Source organism: Thalassoroseus pseudoceratinae (genome assembly GCF_011634775.1).
Lineage (GTDB): Bacteria > Planctomycetota > Planctomycetia > Planctomycetales > Planctomycetaceae > Thalassoroseus > Thalassoroseus pseudoceratinae.
Genome location: NZ_JAALXT010000002.1, coordinates 484,479 through 503,100, shown reverse-complemented (window position 1 = coordinate 503,100; position 18,622 = coordinate 484,479). Strand labels below are relative to the sequence as shown.

Below are 18,622 nucleotides of genomic sequence, written 5' to 3'. Positions count from 1 at the left end.
CGATCGTTACCAATCCTGCAACTCAATAAGACAGCGTCACGATTCGTCCGGGGATCATGCGGACAACCCGGGAATTTTCTTCCACGCCTTGCTCACCATCGTAAGCAATCACTTCGTAGATGTGCGGAACCCCTGGCGTGAGCGGACGTTTGCTTTTGAAGTGCCAAACGCCATCACGGTCCCGGAACCCTTCGAAATCGACAAGCCCGACAACATCTACATACTTCGCACGAACACCTTCAATTTCGATGCGAGCGGTTCGAGGATGTTCATCGCGGGGAATCAAAGCCGATGGGCGAGCGTACGTTTGGCCGAGTGTTCCCGGCGGCGGAACTGTTGTCCAAGCTTGTGGCTGCGACGGCGTATACGTGTTGCCATGCGGATCGTGAGATTCCACCGGAGTCGGCATCACCGGCGGAGGAGCATACTCGACAGCGTTGTCCCCGACTGTTGGTTCCGGCACCGGAACGATCGAGTTGGCGGGCAATTGATGTCCGTCCGCAAGCACGACTCCACAAAGCGACGGTGCAAGCAGGAGTGTGGAAAGAGCGATTCGTAACGACGGCATGCGGGATTTCCTAATTCGATTGGGGCGAACGTGCAACGCGATCTCCATTACACGACAACCGTATCACTCGAATCGGGACCCGGTCGGATGTAGCAATCCGACAATGGCGTTTTTTTGCAACCAAGCCAAAGCCCGATCGCAAGGTTTCTCTAATACGTAAACTTTCAACAGTTCCAGGTGCAGTCCCTCTGTTTACGCCGTCACGGTATTGCCTGTTGAATGGAATTGTTCTTGGAGTTTCTCGATCGCCCGAATCTGGATTTGCCGAACTCGCTCTTTGCTAATCCCCAAGCGTTGGCCGATCGCTCGCAGTGTCGCCGACTCCATTTCATCACCCAGACCGTATCGTGCACACAGAATGAGTTGTTCACGCTCATCGAGTTCGCTGCTAATCAGGGCATGCAGATTTCGAATTTGCGTCATGTCGGCGTGTTCTTCCTCGACTGAGTCCGAATCGTCGGGCATCTCCTCCATCAAGTCGGTTGAAGCGTGTAACAATCGAACGCTTTCGCGTTGCTTCTTTTTGATTCGTCGGTAGTAGGTCCGCTGAATCGCATGGGTGGCGTATGTGCTGAAGCGGAACCCGCGTGTGTAGTCAAACTTTTCGATCGCATTCATTAAGGCAACTTGCCCGTCCGAAACCAAATCGTCGAACGTGTGTGCGTTGTCGACGAATCGACGCGCGATCGACACCACCAAACGAAGATTCGCTTGAACCAGCTCGTTCCAAACTTCGTGAGCGGACGCCATCAAAGAGTCGATCTGCCAAATGACGTCGGCATCGTACCCCTTGGAAACCAAACCGATTCGCAGTTTCTCCGCTCGATATTTCAGGTAGTTAAACCGCCGAAAAAGATCGGCTTCTTCATCGGCCGTCAGCAACGGTGTCTCATAGAGCGACGCAAAGTACGCCGGGATATTGTCCGGACGTTTGTTGCGACGCCTCTTCGGAGAGTCGGCCTGCTCACGCTCGCCAAGAATTTTGGCATCGGCATTCCGCTTCCGGAAGTCAGGACTGTCAATATAGCTGACCTTTCGGGACTCAATCTCGCGGTTTAGTCGTTCTTGTTCGGCTTTTGTTTCCGCTGGGTCGAGTTGTTGCGTGGTTTTGGTCATGTCAGGGCTCATGAAGTAAGTGGTTGCGGCGATGGCGTCGAACAAAAACACCCAAAACGTTCAAATCGTTCACTGAATAGTAACAGCAACCGTCGGCTGGTCAACACAAAAACGGTCAAATCGTTCATTTTGTCGAATCTGAGCAGAAAACCTGGGTTTTGCCAGCTTTTTCGACTAGCCGCTGGCGGGAATAATGTCCTACGATGTACCATGAGACACTTAAGGCAGATCCCAGAATCGGTCAAACCGGTCATTGCAATGAGTCAACCAGTCCGCGAGAATCTGACACCCCGGCAAGTCGCACAGGCGATCGGCGTGAGCGAATCGTCCTTGAAACGGTGGTGTGACCGGGGCGTCATTGAGACGGTTCGCACTGCTGGCGGACACCGTCGGCTTCCACGGTCTGCTGTGTTGTCGTTCATTCGTGAGAATGGACACGAACTGGCCGACCCGCAGGTGCTGGGTTTGCCGAAGAACGGCGGCCAAGGTACCCGTGTTGCCACTTCAGCACGCGGCGATTTCATGAACGCCCTGGTTGCCGGTCAAGAAGAGTACGCTCGACAGGTTATTTGGGACCTGTATCTCGGCGGCCATTCACTTGTGCAAATCTTCGATGATGTCATTGCACCAGCAATGAGCGACATCGGGAAACAGTGGGATTGCGGAGATGTGGCGGTCTATCAGGAGCGACTGGGCGTTCAGATTGTTCTACGAATTCTTCATGAGTTCCGCCAAAGTTTGCCACCCGTTGACACCGGGAATCTTGCGATCGGAGGTACAGCCGAAGGCGATCAGTACGTTCTCCCGACCACCATGGTTGAGTTAACGCTCCGCACGCGTGGACTACGAGCGTGCTCATTGGGGACGTCGTTGCCATTCGAGAGCTTGTGCGATGCAATCAAGACGCACGATCCGGTGCTATTCTGGCTGAGTGTTTCACACATTGCCGACGAAGCGGCATTCCTGAAGGGGTTTCAGCTCATCGCCAATGAGACACGCGAACGCAAGATCCCCCTCGTCGTTGGCGGTGCCGCCATGTGTACGGACCTTCGCAGCAAATTACCTTTTGCGATTTACTGTGATTCGATGCAACAACTCACGGAATACCTCGAAACGCATCCGCCGAAGCCTTGGACGTGATGTTACTTCTTCCCCAGTGCCCGCTGTTGCCGGAAGAACGCCCTGAGAATCTCGGCACATTCATGTTGTAGCACCCCGCTGAGAATTGCCGACTGATGATTGAGCCGCGAGTCACTCAACAGCTTGAAAAGTGAGTCGCACGCGCCGGCCTTTGGGTCGCCTGTCCCGTAAACGACACGGGGCACACGGGATTGCAAGATCGCACCCGCACACATCGGACATGGTTCCAAAGTGACGTAGAGCGTGCAATCTTCGAGTCGCCAAGATCCAAGTTCTTCAGCCGCCTGCGTGAGTGCGATCATCTCGGCGTGGGCCGTTGGGTCGCACAGCGTTTCACGTTGATTGTAGCCTTCACCGATCACGCGATCCGAATGAACGATGACAGCTCCCACCGGAACTTCGTCCTGCTCGAAGGCAATCTGTGCTTGATCCATCGCCGCCCTCATCCATCGCTCGTGGGGATTGAGGGGGTTGAGTTGAAAGTCGTTCATGCGAAAAGTCTAGCGAGTTCTTTCAAACTCTGCACGTATCTTTGGGAGGTCGATAACCGACAACTACGGGATAATGGCTTTCGCCGTCCGATCGCCGACGCGGTAGTAACCCAAGTTTTTCCCGTTATCGTCACGAATCATCCAAACCGCACCAGGGCGTGTCTTCTGGCGAAGTTGCTTGCCGACTTCAATTTTACCGTATGGTTTCGGTTCGCCGGCACGATTCATCCACCACAAAGACACCGTTCGCTCCGACCGATTAATGAAAACGACATCAAAGCGGTTTCCGTCTGGCCGAGAAACCGGGGCAAGTTTGCCCGGCTTCAGCGGATGCCAAGCGAGTTTTTGCAGTGCATCAATCGTTGGTTTCGGAGCAACCGCAAAGTTTGTTGGTGCAAGTTGGCGAAGTCGATTTCGTTGACTGTCGTAACGCGGGTCATTTCCCAAATTCTTCCACTCATAAGGATCGCTCTCGATATCGTACAGTTCCTCGTCACCATTAGCATAGTGGATGAGGCGATAGCGTTTGGCACTCAGTCCGTAGCTGCCACGTTCGTGCAAGTAGGTTATTGAGACGTGTGACCAATCGGCCTTAGGATTCTCAAGCAGCGGCACCAAACTCGGGCCATCATGGACACGCTCCGCGGGAAGACCGCATAGTTCAAGCAATGTCGGTGCCAGGCTAAGCAAGTTGACCGGCTGCTGACATCGAGCAGGCGTGGTCCCTTTCGGCAATCCCGGTACACCGTTCGGTACGCGGATCATCAGCGGGACACGAGTGCAGGCTCGCCATGCTGTGTACTTCTGCCAATGCTCTTTCTCGCCAAGATGCCAGCCATGATCTGACCAAAGCACGACGATCGTGTTGCTCGCGTGTGGGCTCGCATGAAGTGTATCAAGCACGGTTCCTAACATGGCGTCGGCATAATGGATCGACGCTAAGTAGCCTTGAATCGCATTCCTCCACTGCTTGTGTTTCAAGATGTGCTCAAAATACCGATTGCGGGCGTGACGTTGGCCTGTTGGCGGCACATCCGTAAGGTCGTCGACCCGGTAACCCGGCGGTAGTTGAATCGAATTTAATGGAAATGGTTGAAAGTATTTCTTGGGCACAAACCACGGTTCGTGCGGACGATAGATTCCACATGCAAGGAAGAACGGCTTCTCAGTGTGCGGCTTGCGAAGTTGCTCAGACACCCATTTGGCTACCAGGAAATCGCCACCGGCTTCGGCATCAGTTGCGTCGAGCGGTCCCCAATCTGTTTCGACGTATTGCCATGGGCCGCCACGCGGCAGACTGACCGGACGCGATTTCGGCTGAAGTGTACGGGGAAATGGATTTTCGGTGCTAGCTGCCGGGAAGTACTCGTCCCAAGACGGAGCATCAATAAAATAATGCAACAACTTGCCCGAACCTGCCGAATGATAGCTGTGCCGCGAGAACACCTTGGGGATCAATGTTGCATCCGGAAGAACATCTCGCATTCCTTGCAAGTTGCTATAAACACCAGTTCGATGTGGGGATCGGCCGGTAAAAATCGCTGTCCGTGACGGATTACAAGCTGGAGCAGAGCAATGGGCATTTTCAAAAAGAACGCTGTCACGAGCAAGCCGATCTAGGTTAGGCGTCAATGATTGCGGATGTCCTCCCAGCACGCCAATCCAGTCATTCAAGTCGTCCATCGCAATAAACAAGACATTGGGACGGCGAATCGAATCGGCAGCGAACAAACTCGCTTCAACAATGCAGACATAGCCAATCAGAATACAAGCGTTGAAGACCATCAGGATATGGTTCATGACATCAAACTTTTTAAAATTTGTTCGGCTGATACCCCACCCGCGTTACGAAGGCTCTCGACAACCAGTAAGCAGATCCCAATCTGTACGGATCATAACACGAATCACACAATCCAGGGAAACACAGTCTTCCAATCGACATGAATCGCCAGGCCGCACTTTGAACAGGGTGCTAGCTGCGAAGGTGTTCGGTGTCCGTTAGTTGCACATCAAAAACTAGTTGAAACGTGATGGCGAGAACGGTGCTGGATCAATGTGAGGCGTTTGACGAGTGACAAGCTCAGAAATAATACGCCCCGTTGCCGTTGCGAGACTCATGCCGAGCATGTTATGTCCTGTTGCCAGGTAGACATTTTGCAGCTTCGGTACCCGTCCGATGATTGGCAGACTGTCCCAAGTCATTGGGCGAAACCCATACCAAGTTTCGTAGACGTCATTTGATGTTGGCGTGTTCAAATAGGATGCGGCTGAAGACTGGAGTTGAGAGATGCGGCGTTCCGGGATTGATGTGTCGTAACCAACAAACTCCATCATCGAACCAATCCGATACCGATCTGCAAATGGCGTGACTCCGACTTTGTGTTCCGGAAAAAGCATCGGATGTGCCGGTGATGGGTTCGGGGGCGTCATCGTGACTGAATACCCTTTGCCGGGTTGAACAGGAATCGAACACTTTAGTTCCCGTGAAAGGCGACGACTCCAAGCTCCGGTGGCAAAAACATAGTAGTCGGCTTTCAATTCCCCGGTTGATGTTGCCAGGTGATTCACGAGACTGTTGTTCGAGCCGACACCATGAACTGGGCAATTCTCTTGGAATTTCACGCCCCGCTTGCGGAGACGTTCTGACCATTGCGATGCTAGTAAGTCCGGCCTTAGTGACGTATCGTGAGGATAGTGAAACGCTCCCGCCAGGCCGGTTTTGAGTGCTGGTTCAAACGTCTTCAATTCCTCGGAATCTATCCGTTGAGCTGGCACGCCGAACTCGTTGCTTAGAATTTGGTCTGTCTTCGCGAACTCCTGCATGCCATGTTCTGTTTCAAGGACGTAGAGCAACCCCCGCTCTTGCCAGTCACAATCAAATTCCTCCTCAACAACAAGCCGCCGGTACTCAGACATCGAGGCATCGAGAATTGCTTTCAAATGTCGTCCGGATTCTAGCATTTGCCGATGGTGACAACGTCTCGCAAACTGCCACATCCAGTTCCAGAATGCTGGATTCAATTGCGGTTTGACTCGAAACGGGGCTTTACGATTGAACAAGGACTTGAAAGCAACTTTGATGGCCCCTGGTTCAGTCAGCGGTAGAACATGACTAGGACAAATAAAACCACAGTTCGCATGAGAACAAGCCCCCGCGATTTTGCCACGATCAAGGACTGTGACTTGAAGACCGGCCTCGGAGAGATAATGGGCACATGCAATTCCGATGATCCCGCCACCAACAACGATCGCTGTGTCACCATTTGCGGGATGACTCATACGCACGCCTCCGAGGGAATTCCATTCCGAAATAGGTCGCCGTCCTGCTGAATTAGCTCACCCTTGCCACAGATGTATGCCTCGCCAACAACAGTTGGAATCACTCCGTCAGTTTCACATCGTTGATAAGAGACCTGAAACACGCTTCCGATCACACTTTCTTGGACCCATTCTTCGCCGGGGCTGAGAACTCCCTCAGTGGCGAGACATGCAACTTTGGCACTTGTGCCCGTGCCGCATGGCGAACGGTCATATGCTCCGCCCGGGCAGTAGACAAAGTTACGGCTATGAGCGTTTGCGTTTTCCGCAGGGCCGAAAAACTCGATATGGTCGATTTCCTGCCCGCCCTCGCCGGTGATGTCTTGGGCACGCAGTGAACGACGAACCAAGCCTGCAAGGTCTGTTAGTTTTCGGATGTTTGTTTGTGCAATCTCGATACCGATCTCTTTACATAGAAAAAACCAGTTGCCGCCCCATGCAATGTCACCTTCAATCGGCCCGTGCCCGTCGACATCGACAACAACAGCTTTCTTGTAACGATAGCTACGAACATTTTCGATTGCGATTTGGTGTTCCGTTCTTCGGTCGACTTCAATCACGCCGACCGGTGTTTGCAACCGAAACTTGCCCAGCCCGATTCGGTCGAGGTATCCCAGAGTCACCGCCACGCCAATCGCACCGTGACCACACATTCCAAGATAGCCCGCGTTATTAAAGAAGATGACACCAGCTTCACAACTTGGATCATCAGGTTCACAAAGCAACGCTCCCACAAGTGCATCGGAACCACGCGGCTCATTGATGACGGTTTGGCGAAAGTCATCGTGATTCGTACGCAATCGGGCGAGCCGTTCGTTGATGGTTCCCGAACCGAGTGCGGGACCACCATCAATAATCACCCGCGTTGGCTCGCCGGCCGTATGGGAGTCAATATAGTGCATTCGATGCCTCCCCTAGTTCGCTTAGTTTGCGTCCGACCAGGTCGACCACCAGCTTCGAAACAGCTTCCATTGGGATTGAATAAACTCACGCTGCGGATCTGTGAGACCATCGAACGAGTTGATCTGATGTTCATACACTGTATGTCCCTCAAGCACCATCAAGTACTTATAGTAGAGCACGAGATCGGGGCCCTCATCGAATGTTGACAAGACCTTCAATGCTTGATCGAGTTCGAATGCTAGTTGGCGTGCTTGCACATCTCCGCTAGCTGCTTGCTCACAGAGTTCGATGAGTCGCAACACTTCCTGAGGTAGTGCGTTGCCGACACCGGTAATCGCCCCGGCTGCTCCGCAGTTGACGAACCCATGGTAAACTTGCGTATCCACTCCCGCCATCAAAACGATATCCGGATTGCCGCTTGTGATATTCTCGGCGGCGTAGCTGAGTGCGTCGGCTCCTCCAAATTCTTTGAACCCGACAAGATTCCTATGCTCGCGACGCAAAGCGAAGAAGAGATCCGCCTTGGTTTCGAATCCGTAATACGGGCTGTTATAAATCACGCTCGGCAAGTCACCGCCTGCGGACAGAACCTCCGAAAAGTGTGCTCGCTGGGCCGTTGGCGATGTTCCACGCGACAACACCCGAGGAATGACCATCAAACCCGCCGCACCAACTTCCCTTGCATGGGCTGCATGATTCGCCGCCAACCGCGTATTTTGAGCCCCCGTCCCAACCACGACCGGTACGCCCGCATCAACAAGCCGCCGCACTCCCTCCATTCGCTGTTCATCGGTGAGCAACGGCCAGTCCCCCATCGAGCCGCAATAGACCACGGCCGTCATACCGGTCTCAATCAGATCTTTGCCTGTCCGAACCAAGGCGTCATAGTTGACTGTCCCGTCGGCATGGCAGGGAGTCATCATTGCGGGGATGCAACCGCGGAATACTTGAGCAGAGTGTGTCATCGGCACCACTTCGAGGAATGGAATTCGGAAATTTGAGATGATATGAGTTCAAAGCCGCGAACACTTTCGGATTCTACACGGAAGCGAGACAATGTCTTGTCGGATCAGCAATCGTGAACTGCAAAATGCGCATAATTGAAGAATCGTTGATATGGACTCGATTCAGCACTTTCTGAATGAACTAGAACCACCTTTTACTGGTGAGGCACTGTTCGACTGCCTTTCGGATGTGGTGTTCTTCATCAAGGATGCATGTGGACGATACATCGTTGTGAACCAAACTGTTGTCGACCGTTGTGGTTTCCGTTCCAAGGATGATCTAATTGGGCGGACGGCTAGCCAAGTGTTCCGGGCACCGTTAGGGGAAAGCTACGAAACGCAGGACCGTGTTGTGCTACAGTCGGGGCGGCCACTTACGATGCAACTGGAGCTTCACATCTACCCAGCACGAGACGTCGGATGGTGCTTAACCAACAAAATGCCATTGCGTCGCAAAGACGGCGACATCGCCGGGCTCGTTGGAATTTCACAAGACCTACGACTGCCCGATTCCTCGATTGATGAGTACAAGGGGATCGCAACGGCGATCCGTTATGCGGAGAACAACCTCGCTTCACCCCCCAGCGTACAAGACTTGGCGGAGGTTGCCGGTATGTCACGCTATCAGTTGGATCGTCGAATTCGTCGCGTTTTTGGTTTGACGGCTGGTCAATGGTTGATGAAACTTCGAATCGATCATGCGCAGCAATCGCTTCAAGAAACCGACATCAGCATTTCTCAAATCGCGTTGGAAGCTGGCTACACCGACCAGAGTGCGTTTACACGTCAATTTCGTCAGGCCACTGGTCTCTCACCCCGTGAGTTCCGGCAGGCTTTTCATCGCAGATCAATAGCCCCAATGAGAGTCGAAGAATCTCCGCAATGACCGCTTTTACTTTCATGTACTATGCGATAACGTGGGCGACACTCCAAATAATCCCTACCACGCGAATCCGGACGAACTCATGAACCAGGAAGCGAACACGGAGAATGGTCCTTCACGTCGGCTTCCGCTGATTCTCGCAGTTGCTCTTGTGATGCTCGGGATCGGGGTGACAGTCTGGTACACCCTGATACGCAACGGGAATGAACAATCTTTCGACGCAGCTGTGATCGAGTCGAAAAAAAATCGTGCCACCGCGTTGCTAGAGAACTTCGAGTTCGAGCAAAGTATCCAATTGCATGAAGAAATCAGGAACACACTGCAAGAAAACGGATTTGGGATTACTCGCCTGACGGAACAGAACCTAGTTGTCGCTAACTTATTAGCACTCGCGCAAGCGGCTGAGCAACAATTCCAAGAACCAGACGCATACAAAACAGCCTCCGCCCAAGCACTGGAGGCGATCCGCCGCTACAAAGACATCAATCCTCCACAACAGTATCAGACCTATTTTGAGGCCAAATTGCTAGCGAGTACGCAACAGGAGGAAGCTGCTGTTGAAAAACTCAAGGAGACAGCCGACGCCGAGCCAGACAACCCCGTTTTCTGGTACGAACTATTCACACTCGCCGAACGAGCCGACTCGCCGCCAATTGCTGAAGATGCCCTTCTGAAAGTCCACGAACTCCGCCCGGATAATTCTGCTGCACTAATCGATCTGATCCGATTCCGTATCCGTCAGCAGACGGATGTCAGCGATCTTGTACAGAGTCATCAAGACCAACTGCAACGGCTACTACTCAATGCTGCCCCGCATATTCGTGAGCAAGGCCAAAAACTCCTTGAGCAGATCGAGCAGTTGATCAGTAACGGCGAAACCCAACGCGCGTCAACCCTCACATTGGGTTTAACAAACATCCTCACCCCTTTGGTTCCCGTCTATCTGGATCGCGCCAGACTCCGGCCGAACCTCCTCGAATTTGTTGTCGAAGACTTTGCGCCAGCTATCAAAGAAAAGTTCCCTCGACGTCAATCCTTACAGTCGAACAATCTTGCTGAACTGAAGTTTAAGGATGTCGAAGCTGACATTACTGAAATCGCAGATGCGATCGACATTGAAGTTGCAGACTTCAACCTGGATCGTCAACCAGACATCGTAATTTTGTCCGAATCGAGTCTCAGAGTCTACACGTTGAATGACTCGACCAACGACTGGCAGGTCATTGCCACATTCGGTCTGCACCAATCGTTTTCAAAAATTGTGCTAGCCGATCTCGACCGAGACACAGACGAGTACAAACCAATCGGGACACAGGGCAAGATCGGTTCGGAGTGCTTGCCTGCAGACCTTGACGTCATACTGTTTGGACCGGACGGAGTCTTGCTACTTCAAAACCTACATGATATCGACGCTGACACACACACGTTGAAACCAATGCCTCAGACCAAAGGATTTGAGGATATTAGTCAAGTGCTAGCATTAGAGGTTGCTGAACTCGACCAGGACGGCGACTTGGATCTTGCGATCTCCACCGAGGACGGAATCTCTTTATGGATCAACCTAGGAGGGATTGGTGCTAATCAAGCGGTGAAATTCCGCGACATTACCACCCAAGCAGAATTGCCGCCTAACGCATTCAAGCCAAACGCTCTGCTAGCACTCGACTTCGACCGCAACCTCGCTAATGATATCATTATGGCTGACCAAGATTCGAACACCATCGGCATCTTGGAGAACCTTTATCATGGTCGTTTTCGCTGGCGACAACTCCCCAAAGAATTCTCGGCATTGAGTCGTACGAGTGGCTTGGTACCAATCGATCTTGACGGAAACTCGTCATGGGACCTTGTCGGGACGAGTTCAGCCGGGATTGAGGTTTGCCAGTCGCGGTTGGTTTCCCCAGGCGTTGTTCGCCCCAAATCGGCGTTCCAGATACCGACTCGCGAATGGGAAGGCCTGACGATCTGCGATCTCGACAATGACGGTGAGCAAGATCTCTTGGCGTGGAATCATCAGTCAGCCAGTTGCGTGCGAGGTCTGGCGGACACCACATTCAGTAAGCAACTATTCCCCTTGCTCGAATCGACTAGCGAGCTAAAGCGATGTTACATCGCAGACCTCAACCGCGACGGCGCCCAAGATGTTCTTGTCTGGCATGACAACCGACTCAGTTGGAAACTCAACCAGTTAACGCAAAACAACTGGGTTGACATCACTCTCGTTGCCGAAGCGAACCCACAGTATCAGAACGATCGTAACAACTACTATGGCCGAGGCTGTATTATCGAGGTCAAGAGTGGCAACAACTATCAAATGAAACTTGTGCAAGGAACAACGACTCATTTTGGTCTTGGTCAAGCCGATGAGGTGGACGTCGTTCGAGTACTTTGGAACAACGGCATTCCGCAAAATGAAATCTCCCCGCAAGCAAATCAGATTATCTGCGAGAAGCAGATCACAAAAGGTTCATGCCCGTTTCTCTACACTTGGAGCGGAGAACAGTATGAGTTTCTTACAGATTGTTTGTGGGCATCCCCGATTGGGTTACAGTTTGCGGAGGGGGTACTCGCTCCGTGTCGACACTGGGAATACTTAAAGATCCCCGGCGATCGGCTGTCGCCCAAAAATGGTACCTACCGGTTAATGATCACCGAGGAACTATGGGAGGCCTGCTACCTGGATGAAGTTGAGCTTTTGGTTGTCGATCATTCTGTAGATGTCGACATCTACACGAATGAAAAGGTTGCCTCGGAACAAGGAGCAGAGTTTCGCGTTCACACAGTCCAGAATCCTCAATTGCCAGTTAGTATAGTCGATTCACAAGGGAACGACTTGCTCCCGCAGCTGACACAAGCCGACGGTCAATATGCAAAAACGTTTGGACGGCGTATCACACAAGGACTCGCACCACCTCACACGGTCGAACTGGATCTCGGTCAACTCGATGATCCGAAAAACGTCCGATTGTTTCTGCAAGGTTGGTTACAGCCAACGGATACAAGCTTGAATATCGCGATTGGACAAAATTCGGAAATCGCCCCACCGACTATTCCGTCGGTCTGGGTCAAGAATACTGAGGGGAAGTGGGTCGAGAGAATCACGCGCGCAGGCTTCCCAGGGGGAAAACCGAAAACGATCATGTATGATCTTTCAAACGTGTTTCTCACAGACGATTATCGAGTCCAGATTAGGACGAGTCTAGAACTCTATTGGGATGCGATGTTCTTTACTGTCGACGAAGAACCTGCTGATGTTCGGATTCAGAAGGCAGAACTCGTCGCGAGTGAACTGTCTTATCGTGGCTTTTCGAAGTGGAAGCCGCGAGAAGGACGCGCCCCTGAGACTTTCGATGCCAATGATGTCAATCAAGATCCGCATTGGCCGCCGATGCTTGGGCGATTCACTCGCTATGGAGACGTTCGCGAATTGCTAGCCGAAGAAGATGATCGTTCGGTCGTATTTGGAGCCGGTGATGCTGTCGAGATGCAGTTCCAAGAACTCCCGCCACCGCCGGAAGGCTGGACGCGAGACTTCATCATTCACAATGTCGGCTGGGACAAGGACGCCGACTTAAACACAGTGCTTGGTCAAACAGTGGAGCCACTTCCATTCCGTTCCATGCAGAGCTACCCGTATGGCGTGGATGAACAATTCCCGGATGGCCCCGAACACCGGTCCTATCTGAACGAGTATCAAACTCGGACTCAGAACCCATTCCGTTTTTGGAAACAGATCAGCCGCCAAACATGGTCAAACTAGTTGGAATCGTCTTCGCGAATCTCGTAAAGCTGGTCGACGGACAATCCCTGTTGAACTGTTTGATTGCCTGACGGCCATTGGATTTCGATTTTGTCTATCATTTCTGATTCTCCAACACCGAATGTGATAGTTCGTTCAACTTGAGACAAATAGCTGCGTGTTGGCATGACTGTTTGGAACTGTTGTTGGCCGTCTACTGTGAGAACAATCCGGGCCCCAATTGCATCGCGGTTGGATTGAGTCCCGACCAACCGAAACCGGACCCAATGCTTACCTGACTTGTCGAGGTCATTTCTAAGGAGGCGGCACGCACGTCCAGAAGCGGTTAGGAGAACATCCAGATCGCCATCGTTATCAATATCCGCATAACTAGCACCTCGCCCGACCATTGGTGCGATGAAGTCGGAACCGAGCTCCGATCGACCAAGCGGAACGAATTCGGTGGCATGATCGGCCCCGGCGTTCCAGAACAGTTTCGGTGGCTGCGCGTAGTGTTGACTAGGCTGCACACGATGGATGTCTTCTTCAAGGTGGCCGTTCGCCGAAAGCAAATCGAGCCGCCCGTCCAAATCAAGATCGGCGAATAGCGTCCCAAACGTGAGATCCAGGCGGGTTTGAGGACCAAGTCCGTTCGAAACCGCCTCGTCAGAGAAGGTCATCTGATTTGCCGGCGAGACATAGAGGGCAGTCATCTCATTGGCAAAGTTCCCAACGGCTAATGCCCAATCGGCGTTGGAACGCAAGCGAGCCACATCAACGCCCATCGCACCTCGGGCACGTCCGTCGATATCAAAAGCCACACCACTAATACCGCCGATTTCCTCAAAGGCATTTCCGCCGATGTTATGGAATAGAAAGTTCTGCACCGTGTCGTTGGCAACGAAGATGTCCATCAAACCGTCGGAATCGAAATCAGCAAACGTGACACCAAGCGACTTAGCCATAGCCGCGTCTGTTGCTGGATTTCGAATTTGCAAGCCGGAAGTTTCCGTAATGTCAGTAAAGTGACGACCGTCGTTTCGATACAAGTAAGGAAAAACGCCGGCAAAGTCTTGAGGTCTTCCATAGGCTCGCCCACCACCAGTCAGTTGGAAGTTCTGGGATAAATCATAGGCACGCGACCACACCACATAGTTGCAGATAAAGAGATCTAGGTCGCCGTCGTTGTCGAAGTCACACCAACCAGCGCTACTGCTATAGCTATCGTCGTCGCCAGCAACTTTCATCTCATCGGAGACATCAACGAAAACGCCGTCATCGTTACGAAGCAGATGGTTTGGCCCGACGGCTGTTAGATAGAGATCGGCATCACCATCGTTGTCATAGTCGCCAATTGCACATCCCATCCCGTAGAGCGAGATATCAAGTCCTGCTGACTGTGTGATGTCGGTAAATCTACCATGACCATCGTTGGCGTAAAGTTTCTGAGTCGCGACGGATTGAGTATTGCTACTGTCAGTCCAGCGTTGGGAGTTGACGAGTAATAGGTCAACATCTCCGTCGTTGTCATAGTCGAAGAAACCGCATCCGCCGCCCATCGTTTCGGGAAGGAGCTTTTCGCCAGCAGCTCCGTTTTCGTGCACAAAGTTGATGTCTGCTTCAGTAGTGATGTCGACAAATGGAATCGAGGGTAGATCAACTGTTGGGGCCGTACGAATTTCCGGTAATTCCGGTGGCGCAGCCTCGACGGTTTCTTCAACTGGACGCGACAGCCACCAGTACAATCCACCGCCAAGTACAGCGAATGTCGCTACGACGGCAACAACGATGATTGATTGTTGAAATGCGGTTTCAATGACGGCATCGTCGTTGCCATCACGGTGCGGGTCGGTTGACATGCTAGACCTAATTTCTATTCCGACTGGCAGTCCATTGCCGATCGTTTTTTTTGTGACTCTAGAAGTTCACTCTGCAATTGCAGGGCGATCAGTGGGGTAGATGACAACGGCCTCCGCGGCGTGATTGGCCGCGGGATACTTCTGTCGAGCGAGGCGTACTGCTGTGTCGCGGGCATTGTCGTCTGGCTTGTAACGCGCGTGCAGCTGACGATGCCGATCCGCCTTATCGATTTCTCCGAGTTCACGGTATAACAACGCGAGGTTGTAGTGAGCATCGACATTTTCGATATCGAGTTGCAACGTCTGTTGATACTGTTCGACAGCGGCGGTCAAGAACTTGTTGCGTTGCGTTTTTCGCTCGGCCCCGCGCTGTTGCCGTGCGAGATCAAAAAGTGTTTGGCCGAGTAGGTTTGAAACGATATAGTCATTCCGGAAATCAAACCCGCGTGATTTCATCTCTGCTGTGGGGGGAGACAACACGGCTCGGAAATTCTCAGCGGCTTCAGTAAGTCGACCTTGCTCACGGTTAAGCATACCGGACAACCAATTTACCGTCCAAGGTGGAGCAGATGGTTTCTTGTGTGCGGCGGCCCGATTGAGTGCGTCCGTGGCTTCGTTGATGCGTCCTTCCAATTCTAGAACGCGAGTCAAGTTTAGGGCACCGTCATAGCGTCCGAGTTTTTCAACTTCCGTGAAGGCATCAGCGGCCTGACGCAACTCGGCTTTTCCTTTGAGAAGCAAGCCGATGCCATAATCGTTCCAGCGTTGCCATTCCGGAATCTGCGTGGACTGTTTAGGGATTTTATGGGTCTGACCGGCGATTGGCAAAGTCAGCGAGTCTTCGGCTAAGACAACGATTGGTAGTGGATTTCTCCCGTTGCCAAATTCGTGTTTTCCTCGGAATGGCTTATCATCCGTCTTTGAAGAATCGGCAGCAAACTTCATAAGAACGTTATCGAACTTACGATAGTTGAGTCGCAGTTCAATCGTGATGGGTTCCGTCAGATCCTTGGGAACATCTAGGTCGTAGTGCACGGTTTGACCGGCCCCAGGAGGGATTTGATGGTCGTATAGTTTCACAAAGATGTCTTGGGGATTTCGCCGTGAGATACGATTACCATTGCGGTCAATCACAAACGCTGACACAAAGTGCGACCACGGGTCAACCTTCTGTCTCGTGTCAAGATGGCCGCTTCGACCAATCACACGGTCACCGCTACGGACTGTGAGTTCCAACCAGAGTTCGTTGGAATCAATCGTCCCTTGGGTGAGGTGGTGACCGAGTTTCATCGTTCGGATAACCGCTTCCAAGAGATACTGTTCCCCAGGTTCAACGGTAGGCACGTTTGGTCGGAGTGGCGCTAGGAGTCGTCCATCAATCTCGCCATCCTCACGCAAACCGAACAAGTCGACTCGAACAATTTCGTTCTTCAAATAGTCTGATTGCTCCCGGACGATATCACTCCACTCACGAGTCCAGGCAATGCCGGTATTCGCTGCTGGAAAGAGGTGATCGTGGACTGACAACTCACCTGATTCCCCTATCGGCTTGGCACCGAAATCACTTGAAGGTTGTAAAGGCATATGGCAGACGTTGCAGTTATCCGCCGCCTTCGGGGGATAGTAAAAACTTCGTGCCCCATGCCCAGACACCCCACTCAGTAAGTAGGAATCGTAATGGTTTTGGCCTCTTAGAAAATCTTTGTAGTGTGTTAGAGATTTCGGGAGATGAACCTTATGGCATGTGGAACAGAACTCCGCAGTTTGGTGGAGCGGTTTCAAGAAGGTCTTCTTATGAAGTTCTGGCTTGGCTTTGATGAGTTGACCATTCACCCATTTCAGGAAAGGATTGTCACTGAACGCGAATGGATAGTGCATTGGTTCTTCGATTGTAAAATCGGCATTGCCGCGTGTGGAATTCACATGCGTGATGGCGTGGCATGTGGTGCACGTGATCCCCGAATGAGCGGTTGGATGATGGACATCGTCGAAGTTCGGATCGTCAAATGCTCCACTAAAGAACGGCACTGGATCGTGGCAACCGGCGCACCATCGGCTCGCTTTGACACTGCCATCCCGTTTTAACGCGACCTCACGGGTTTCACGAACGCTCGCCAAGTACACTGGATTATTAAACGAACTGAGGTGATGAACGCTGTGTTCCCATCGAGCATGGACATCTTGATGGCAGGACTGGCAGTACTCGTCGTTGTCCAAAGCTGTTGCGGGGATGAAGTTTCCCGTTGAGGTTCGTGCTAGTGACGGTTCAAAGTACTGTTGCCCAGATTCTGGTCCGACAGAGTTCCATTGACGTGGGTCTTGTGAGTGCACCGCCACCATGACTCCCACTCCCGCCATGACGACGGAACCGCCGATAATTCCGACCTTCCAATGAATCTTCGGGCCCGCGAGACGGTGCAGCCAGTACAGCCATATGCACACGATCGGCGAAGCAACATGCAACCAATACACCGTCGATCGGGCGAAGGGATGCCGCAAGTCGAACACGCCCACCAAGCGGACTAGCAATAGACCGGTGATCAACACGACAATGGAACCAATAAACAACGCCATACCGGCCTTCATGGCGCGTCGATTCTTACGTTGGCGGGTCTTCTTGAGATGGATCAATCCAAACGCGATCAGCGGAACGACGAACAACAGTCCCAACCCAAGATGGGCGAGAAATACGAGCTGGTAGAACCAGTTCTGATAGACCTTTCCTGTTGCAACTTCCATGGCGGTGATCGCCGCCAAGTAGATTGCGGTCGCGGCCAACAAGGCCGACAGGCCAAATACGACATACAAGAGTTTCCGCAGTTTTGGCCCCACTGCGGGTTCATATTTTCGTCGCACTCTCGGCGTGGCGACTGGGTGAGCACTCATACAACCTGTTCCCCAAGAATTGAGAACCCTCGCGCACGCAGGAACGAGGGGCGGACTTTGAATCGTGAAACCGATTCAGCGTGATGGTTCGACGGTTCGATCAACCGAGGTTGAACAACCGGAAATCCACAGGATGGTCCGCAGTCTTCAACACGGGGGACGTTCAATTTCCCGAGGGAAACCGAGTTGAGCCGCCAAAGGTGACTGGCATGGCCGCAACGCGATTGACGGGCTTTCGAGCAAACACTCTTGGTGGTGATTTGACCACATTCGGCTGTCTTCCGATCCAATTCCATCAGTCAATGGTTGAGTCGGGAGATGATCTCCGCAATGGATGCAGGGGATTCGTGAATCCTCGCTCTGTGGGCGACCAAACGCTCTATGACTTTCGGCCTGAGCCGTGATCATCGTTGACGCTTCGAACTCGATCACAAACCCGTTTCGAGAGTCTTCGACGTGAGAGAGGTAGTCACCACAGCTAGCATGAAGTCGAGACACGGTACTCAACACAAACAACACACCAATCCACACGAACGCCGACCGGAACCGCGCAGTTTGATTTGATTGGATTTGTAAGTGATGAGTCGACATCCAGAGTTGACCAAGAATTTGGCACTAAGGTGAATCACACTCACGGTAACACGTGTAGCGAGGCCCGTAAAGTGTTTTGTGACGCTATCTAGAATGTCTTCCCCGCAAAGAACAGCCGGAGTGC

12 protein-coding genes are annotated in these 18,622 nt (G+C 52.3%); 3 read left to right on the top strand and 9 right to left on the bottom strand.

The window, feature by feature from the left end; translation table 11 throughout:
• Positions 1–22: 22 nt before the first annotated feature.
• Both G6R38_RS07560 and G6R38_RS07555 read right to left on the bottom strand, forming a co-directional pair.
• Positions 23–568: a hypothetical protein gene (locus G6R38_RS07560; protein ID WP_166822300.1), complete on the bottom strand. Its 546-nt coding sequence runs from the start codon at positions 566–568 to the stop codon at positions 23–25.
• 192 nt (positions 569–760) lie between these two features.
• Positions 761–1,684: a sigma-70 family RNA polymerase sigma factor gene (locus G6R38_RS07555; RefSeq protein ID WP_166822297.1), complete on the bottom strand. Its 924-nt coding sequence runs from the start codon at positions 1,682–1,684 to the stop codon at positions 761–763.
• Positions 1,685–1,942: 258 nt separating this feature from the next.
• Between G6R38_RS07555 and G6R38_RS07550 the strand changes: the two genes are divergently transcribed.
• A complete protein-coding gene (locus tag G6R38_RS07550) occupies positions 1,943–2,824 on the top strand; it encodes a helix-turn-helix domain-containing protein (RefSeq protein WP_166822294.1) in 882 nt (293 codons plus the stop codon).
• Between the two features lie 2 nt (positions 2,825–2,826).
• Here G6R38_RS07550 and tadA read toward each other — a convergent pair whose 3' ends face one another.
• The 5 genes from tadA to G6R38_RS07525 form a co-directional block, all read right to left on the bottom strand.
• Positions 2,827–3,315 (bottom strand): tRNA adenosine(34) deaminase TadA, encoded by a 489-nt coding sequence (tadA, locus tag G6R38_RS07545; RefSeq protein WP_166822291.1) that lies wholly within the window; start codon positions 3,313–3,315, stop codon positions 2,827–2,829.
• 63 nt (positions 3,316–3,378) lie between these two features.
• Entirely contained in the window at positions 3,379–5,115 is a 1,737-nt protein-coding gene (locus G6R38_RS07540; RefSeq protein WP_206028498.1) for a sulfatase-like hydrolase/transferase, read from the bottom strand.
• 216 nt (positions 5,116–5,331) lie between these two features.
• Complete coding sequence (locus tag G6R38_RS07535; RefSeq protein WP_166822288.1) at positions 5,332–6,594, bottom strand: NAD(P)/FAD-dependent oxidoreductase; 1,263 nt, start codon at positions 6,592–6,594, stop codon at positions 5,332–5,334.
• Entirely contained in the window at positions 6,591–7,535 is a 945-nt protein-coding gene (locus G6R38_RS07530; protein WP_166822285.1) for a proline racemase family protein, read from the bottom strand. The genes G6R38_RS07535 and G6R38_RS07530 overlap by 4 nt, the downstream gene beginning before the upstream one ends.
• Before the next feature lie 21 nt (positions 7,536–7,556).
• A complete protein-coding gene (locus G6R38_RS07525; protein ID WP_166822283.1) occupies positions 7,557–8,501 on the bottom strand; it encodes a dihydrodipicolinate synthase family protein in 945 nt (314 codons plus the stop codon).
• 151 nt (positions 8,502–8,652) lie between these two features.
• Here G6R38_RS07525 and G6R38_RS07520 point away from each other — a divergent pair, with 151 nt between their 5' ends.
• Positions 8,653–9,426: an AraC family transcriptional regulator gene (locus G6R38_RS07520; RefSeq protein WP_166822280.1), complete on the top strand. Its 774-nt coding sequence runs from the start codon at positions 8,653–8,655 to the stop codon at positions 9,424–9,426.
• A gap of 79 nt (positions 9,427–9,505) precedes the next feature.
• Complete coding sequence (locus G6R38_RS07515; protein WP_166822278.1) at positions 9,506–13,183, top strand: CRTAC1 family protein; 3,678 nt, start codon at positions 9,506–9,508, stop codon at positions 13,181–13,183.
• Here the strand turns inward: G6R38_RS07515 and G6R38_RS07510 are convergent.
• Positions 13,180–15,021, bottom strand: a complete 1,842-nt coding sequence (locus tag G6R38_RS07510) for a CRTAC1 family protein (protein WP_166822275.1) — start codon at positions 15,019–15,021, stop codon at positions 13,180–13,182. The genes G6R38_RS07515 and G6R38_RS07510 overlap by 4 nt on opposite strands.
• Before the next feature lie 66 nt (positions 15,022–15,087).
• Positions 15,088–17,907 carry a tetratricopeptide repeat protein gene (locus tag G6R38_RS07505; protein ID WP_166822272.1) on the bottom strand — a complete coding sequence of 940 codons (2,820 nt, stop codon included), beginning with the start codon at positions 17,905–17,907 and terminating at the stop codon, positions 15,088–15,090.
• Positions 17,908–18,622 lie beyond the last annotated feature (715 nt).

Bases quoted from the DNA above. Each gene is read 5' to 3' on its own strand.
- G6R38_RS07560 (WP_166822300.1), bottom strand. From the start codon at position 568: ATGCCGTCGTTACGAATCGCTCTTTCCACACTCCTGCTTGCACCGTCG.
- G6R38_RS07555 (WP_166822297.1), bottom strand. From the start codon at position 1,684: ATGACCAAAACCACGCAACAACTCGACCCAGCGGAAACAAAAGCCGAA.
- G6R38_RS07550 (WP_166822294.1), top strand. From the start codon at position 1,943: ATGAGTCAACCAGTCCGCGAGAATCTGACACCCCGGCAAGTCGCACAG.
- tadA (WP_166822291.1), bottom strand. From the start codon at position 3,315: ATGAACGACTTTCAACTCAACCCCCTCAATCCCCACGAGCGATGGATG.
- G6R38_RS07540 (WP_206028498.1), bottom strand. From the start codon at position 5,115: ATGAACCATATCCTGATGGTCTTCAACGCTTGTATTCTGATTGGCTAT.
- G6R38_RS07535 (WP_166822288.1), bottom strand. From the start codon at position 6,594: ATGAGTCATCCCGCAAATGGTGACACAGCGATCGTTGTTGGTGGCGGG.
- G6R38_RS07530 (WP_166822285.1), bottom strand. From the start codon at position 7,535: ATGCACTATATTGACTCCCATACGGCCGGCGAGCCAACGCGGGTGATT.
- G6R38_RS07525 (WP_166822283.1), bottom strand. From the start codon at position 8,501: ATGACACACTCTGCTCAAGTATTCCGCGGTTGCATCCCCGCAATGATG.
- G6R38_RS07520 (WP_166822280.1), top strand. From the start codon at position 8,653: ATGGACTCGATTCAGCACTTTCTGAATGAACTAGAACCACCTTTTACT.
- G6R38_RS07515 (WP_166822278.1), top strand. From the start codon at position 9,506: ATGAACCAGGAAGCGAACACGGAGAATGGTCCTTCACGTCGGCTTCCG.
- G6R38_RS07510 (WP_166822275.1), bottom strand. From the start codon at position 15,021: ATGTCAACCGACCCGCACCGTGATGGCAACGACGATGCCGTCATTGAA.
- G6R38_RS07505 (WP_166822272.1), bottom strand. From the start codon at position 17,907: ATGAGTGCTCACCCAGTCGCCACGCCGAGAGTGCGACGAAAATATGAA.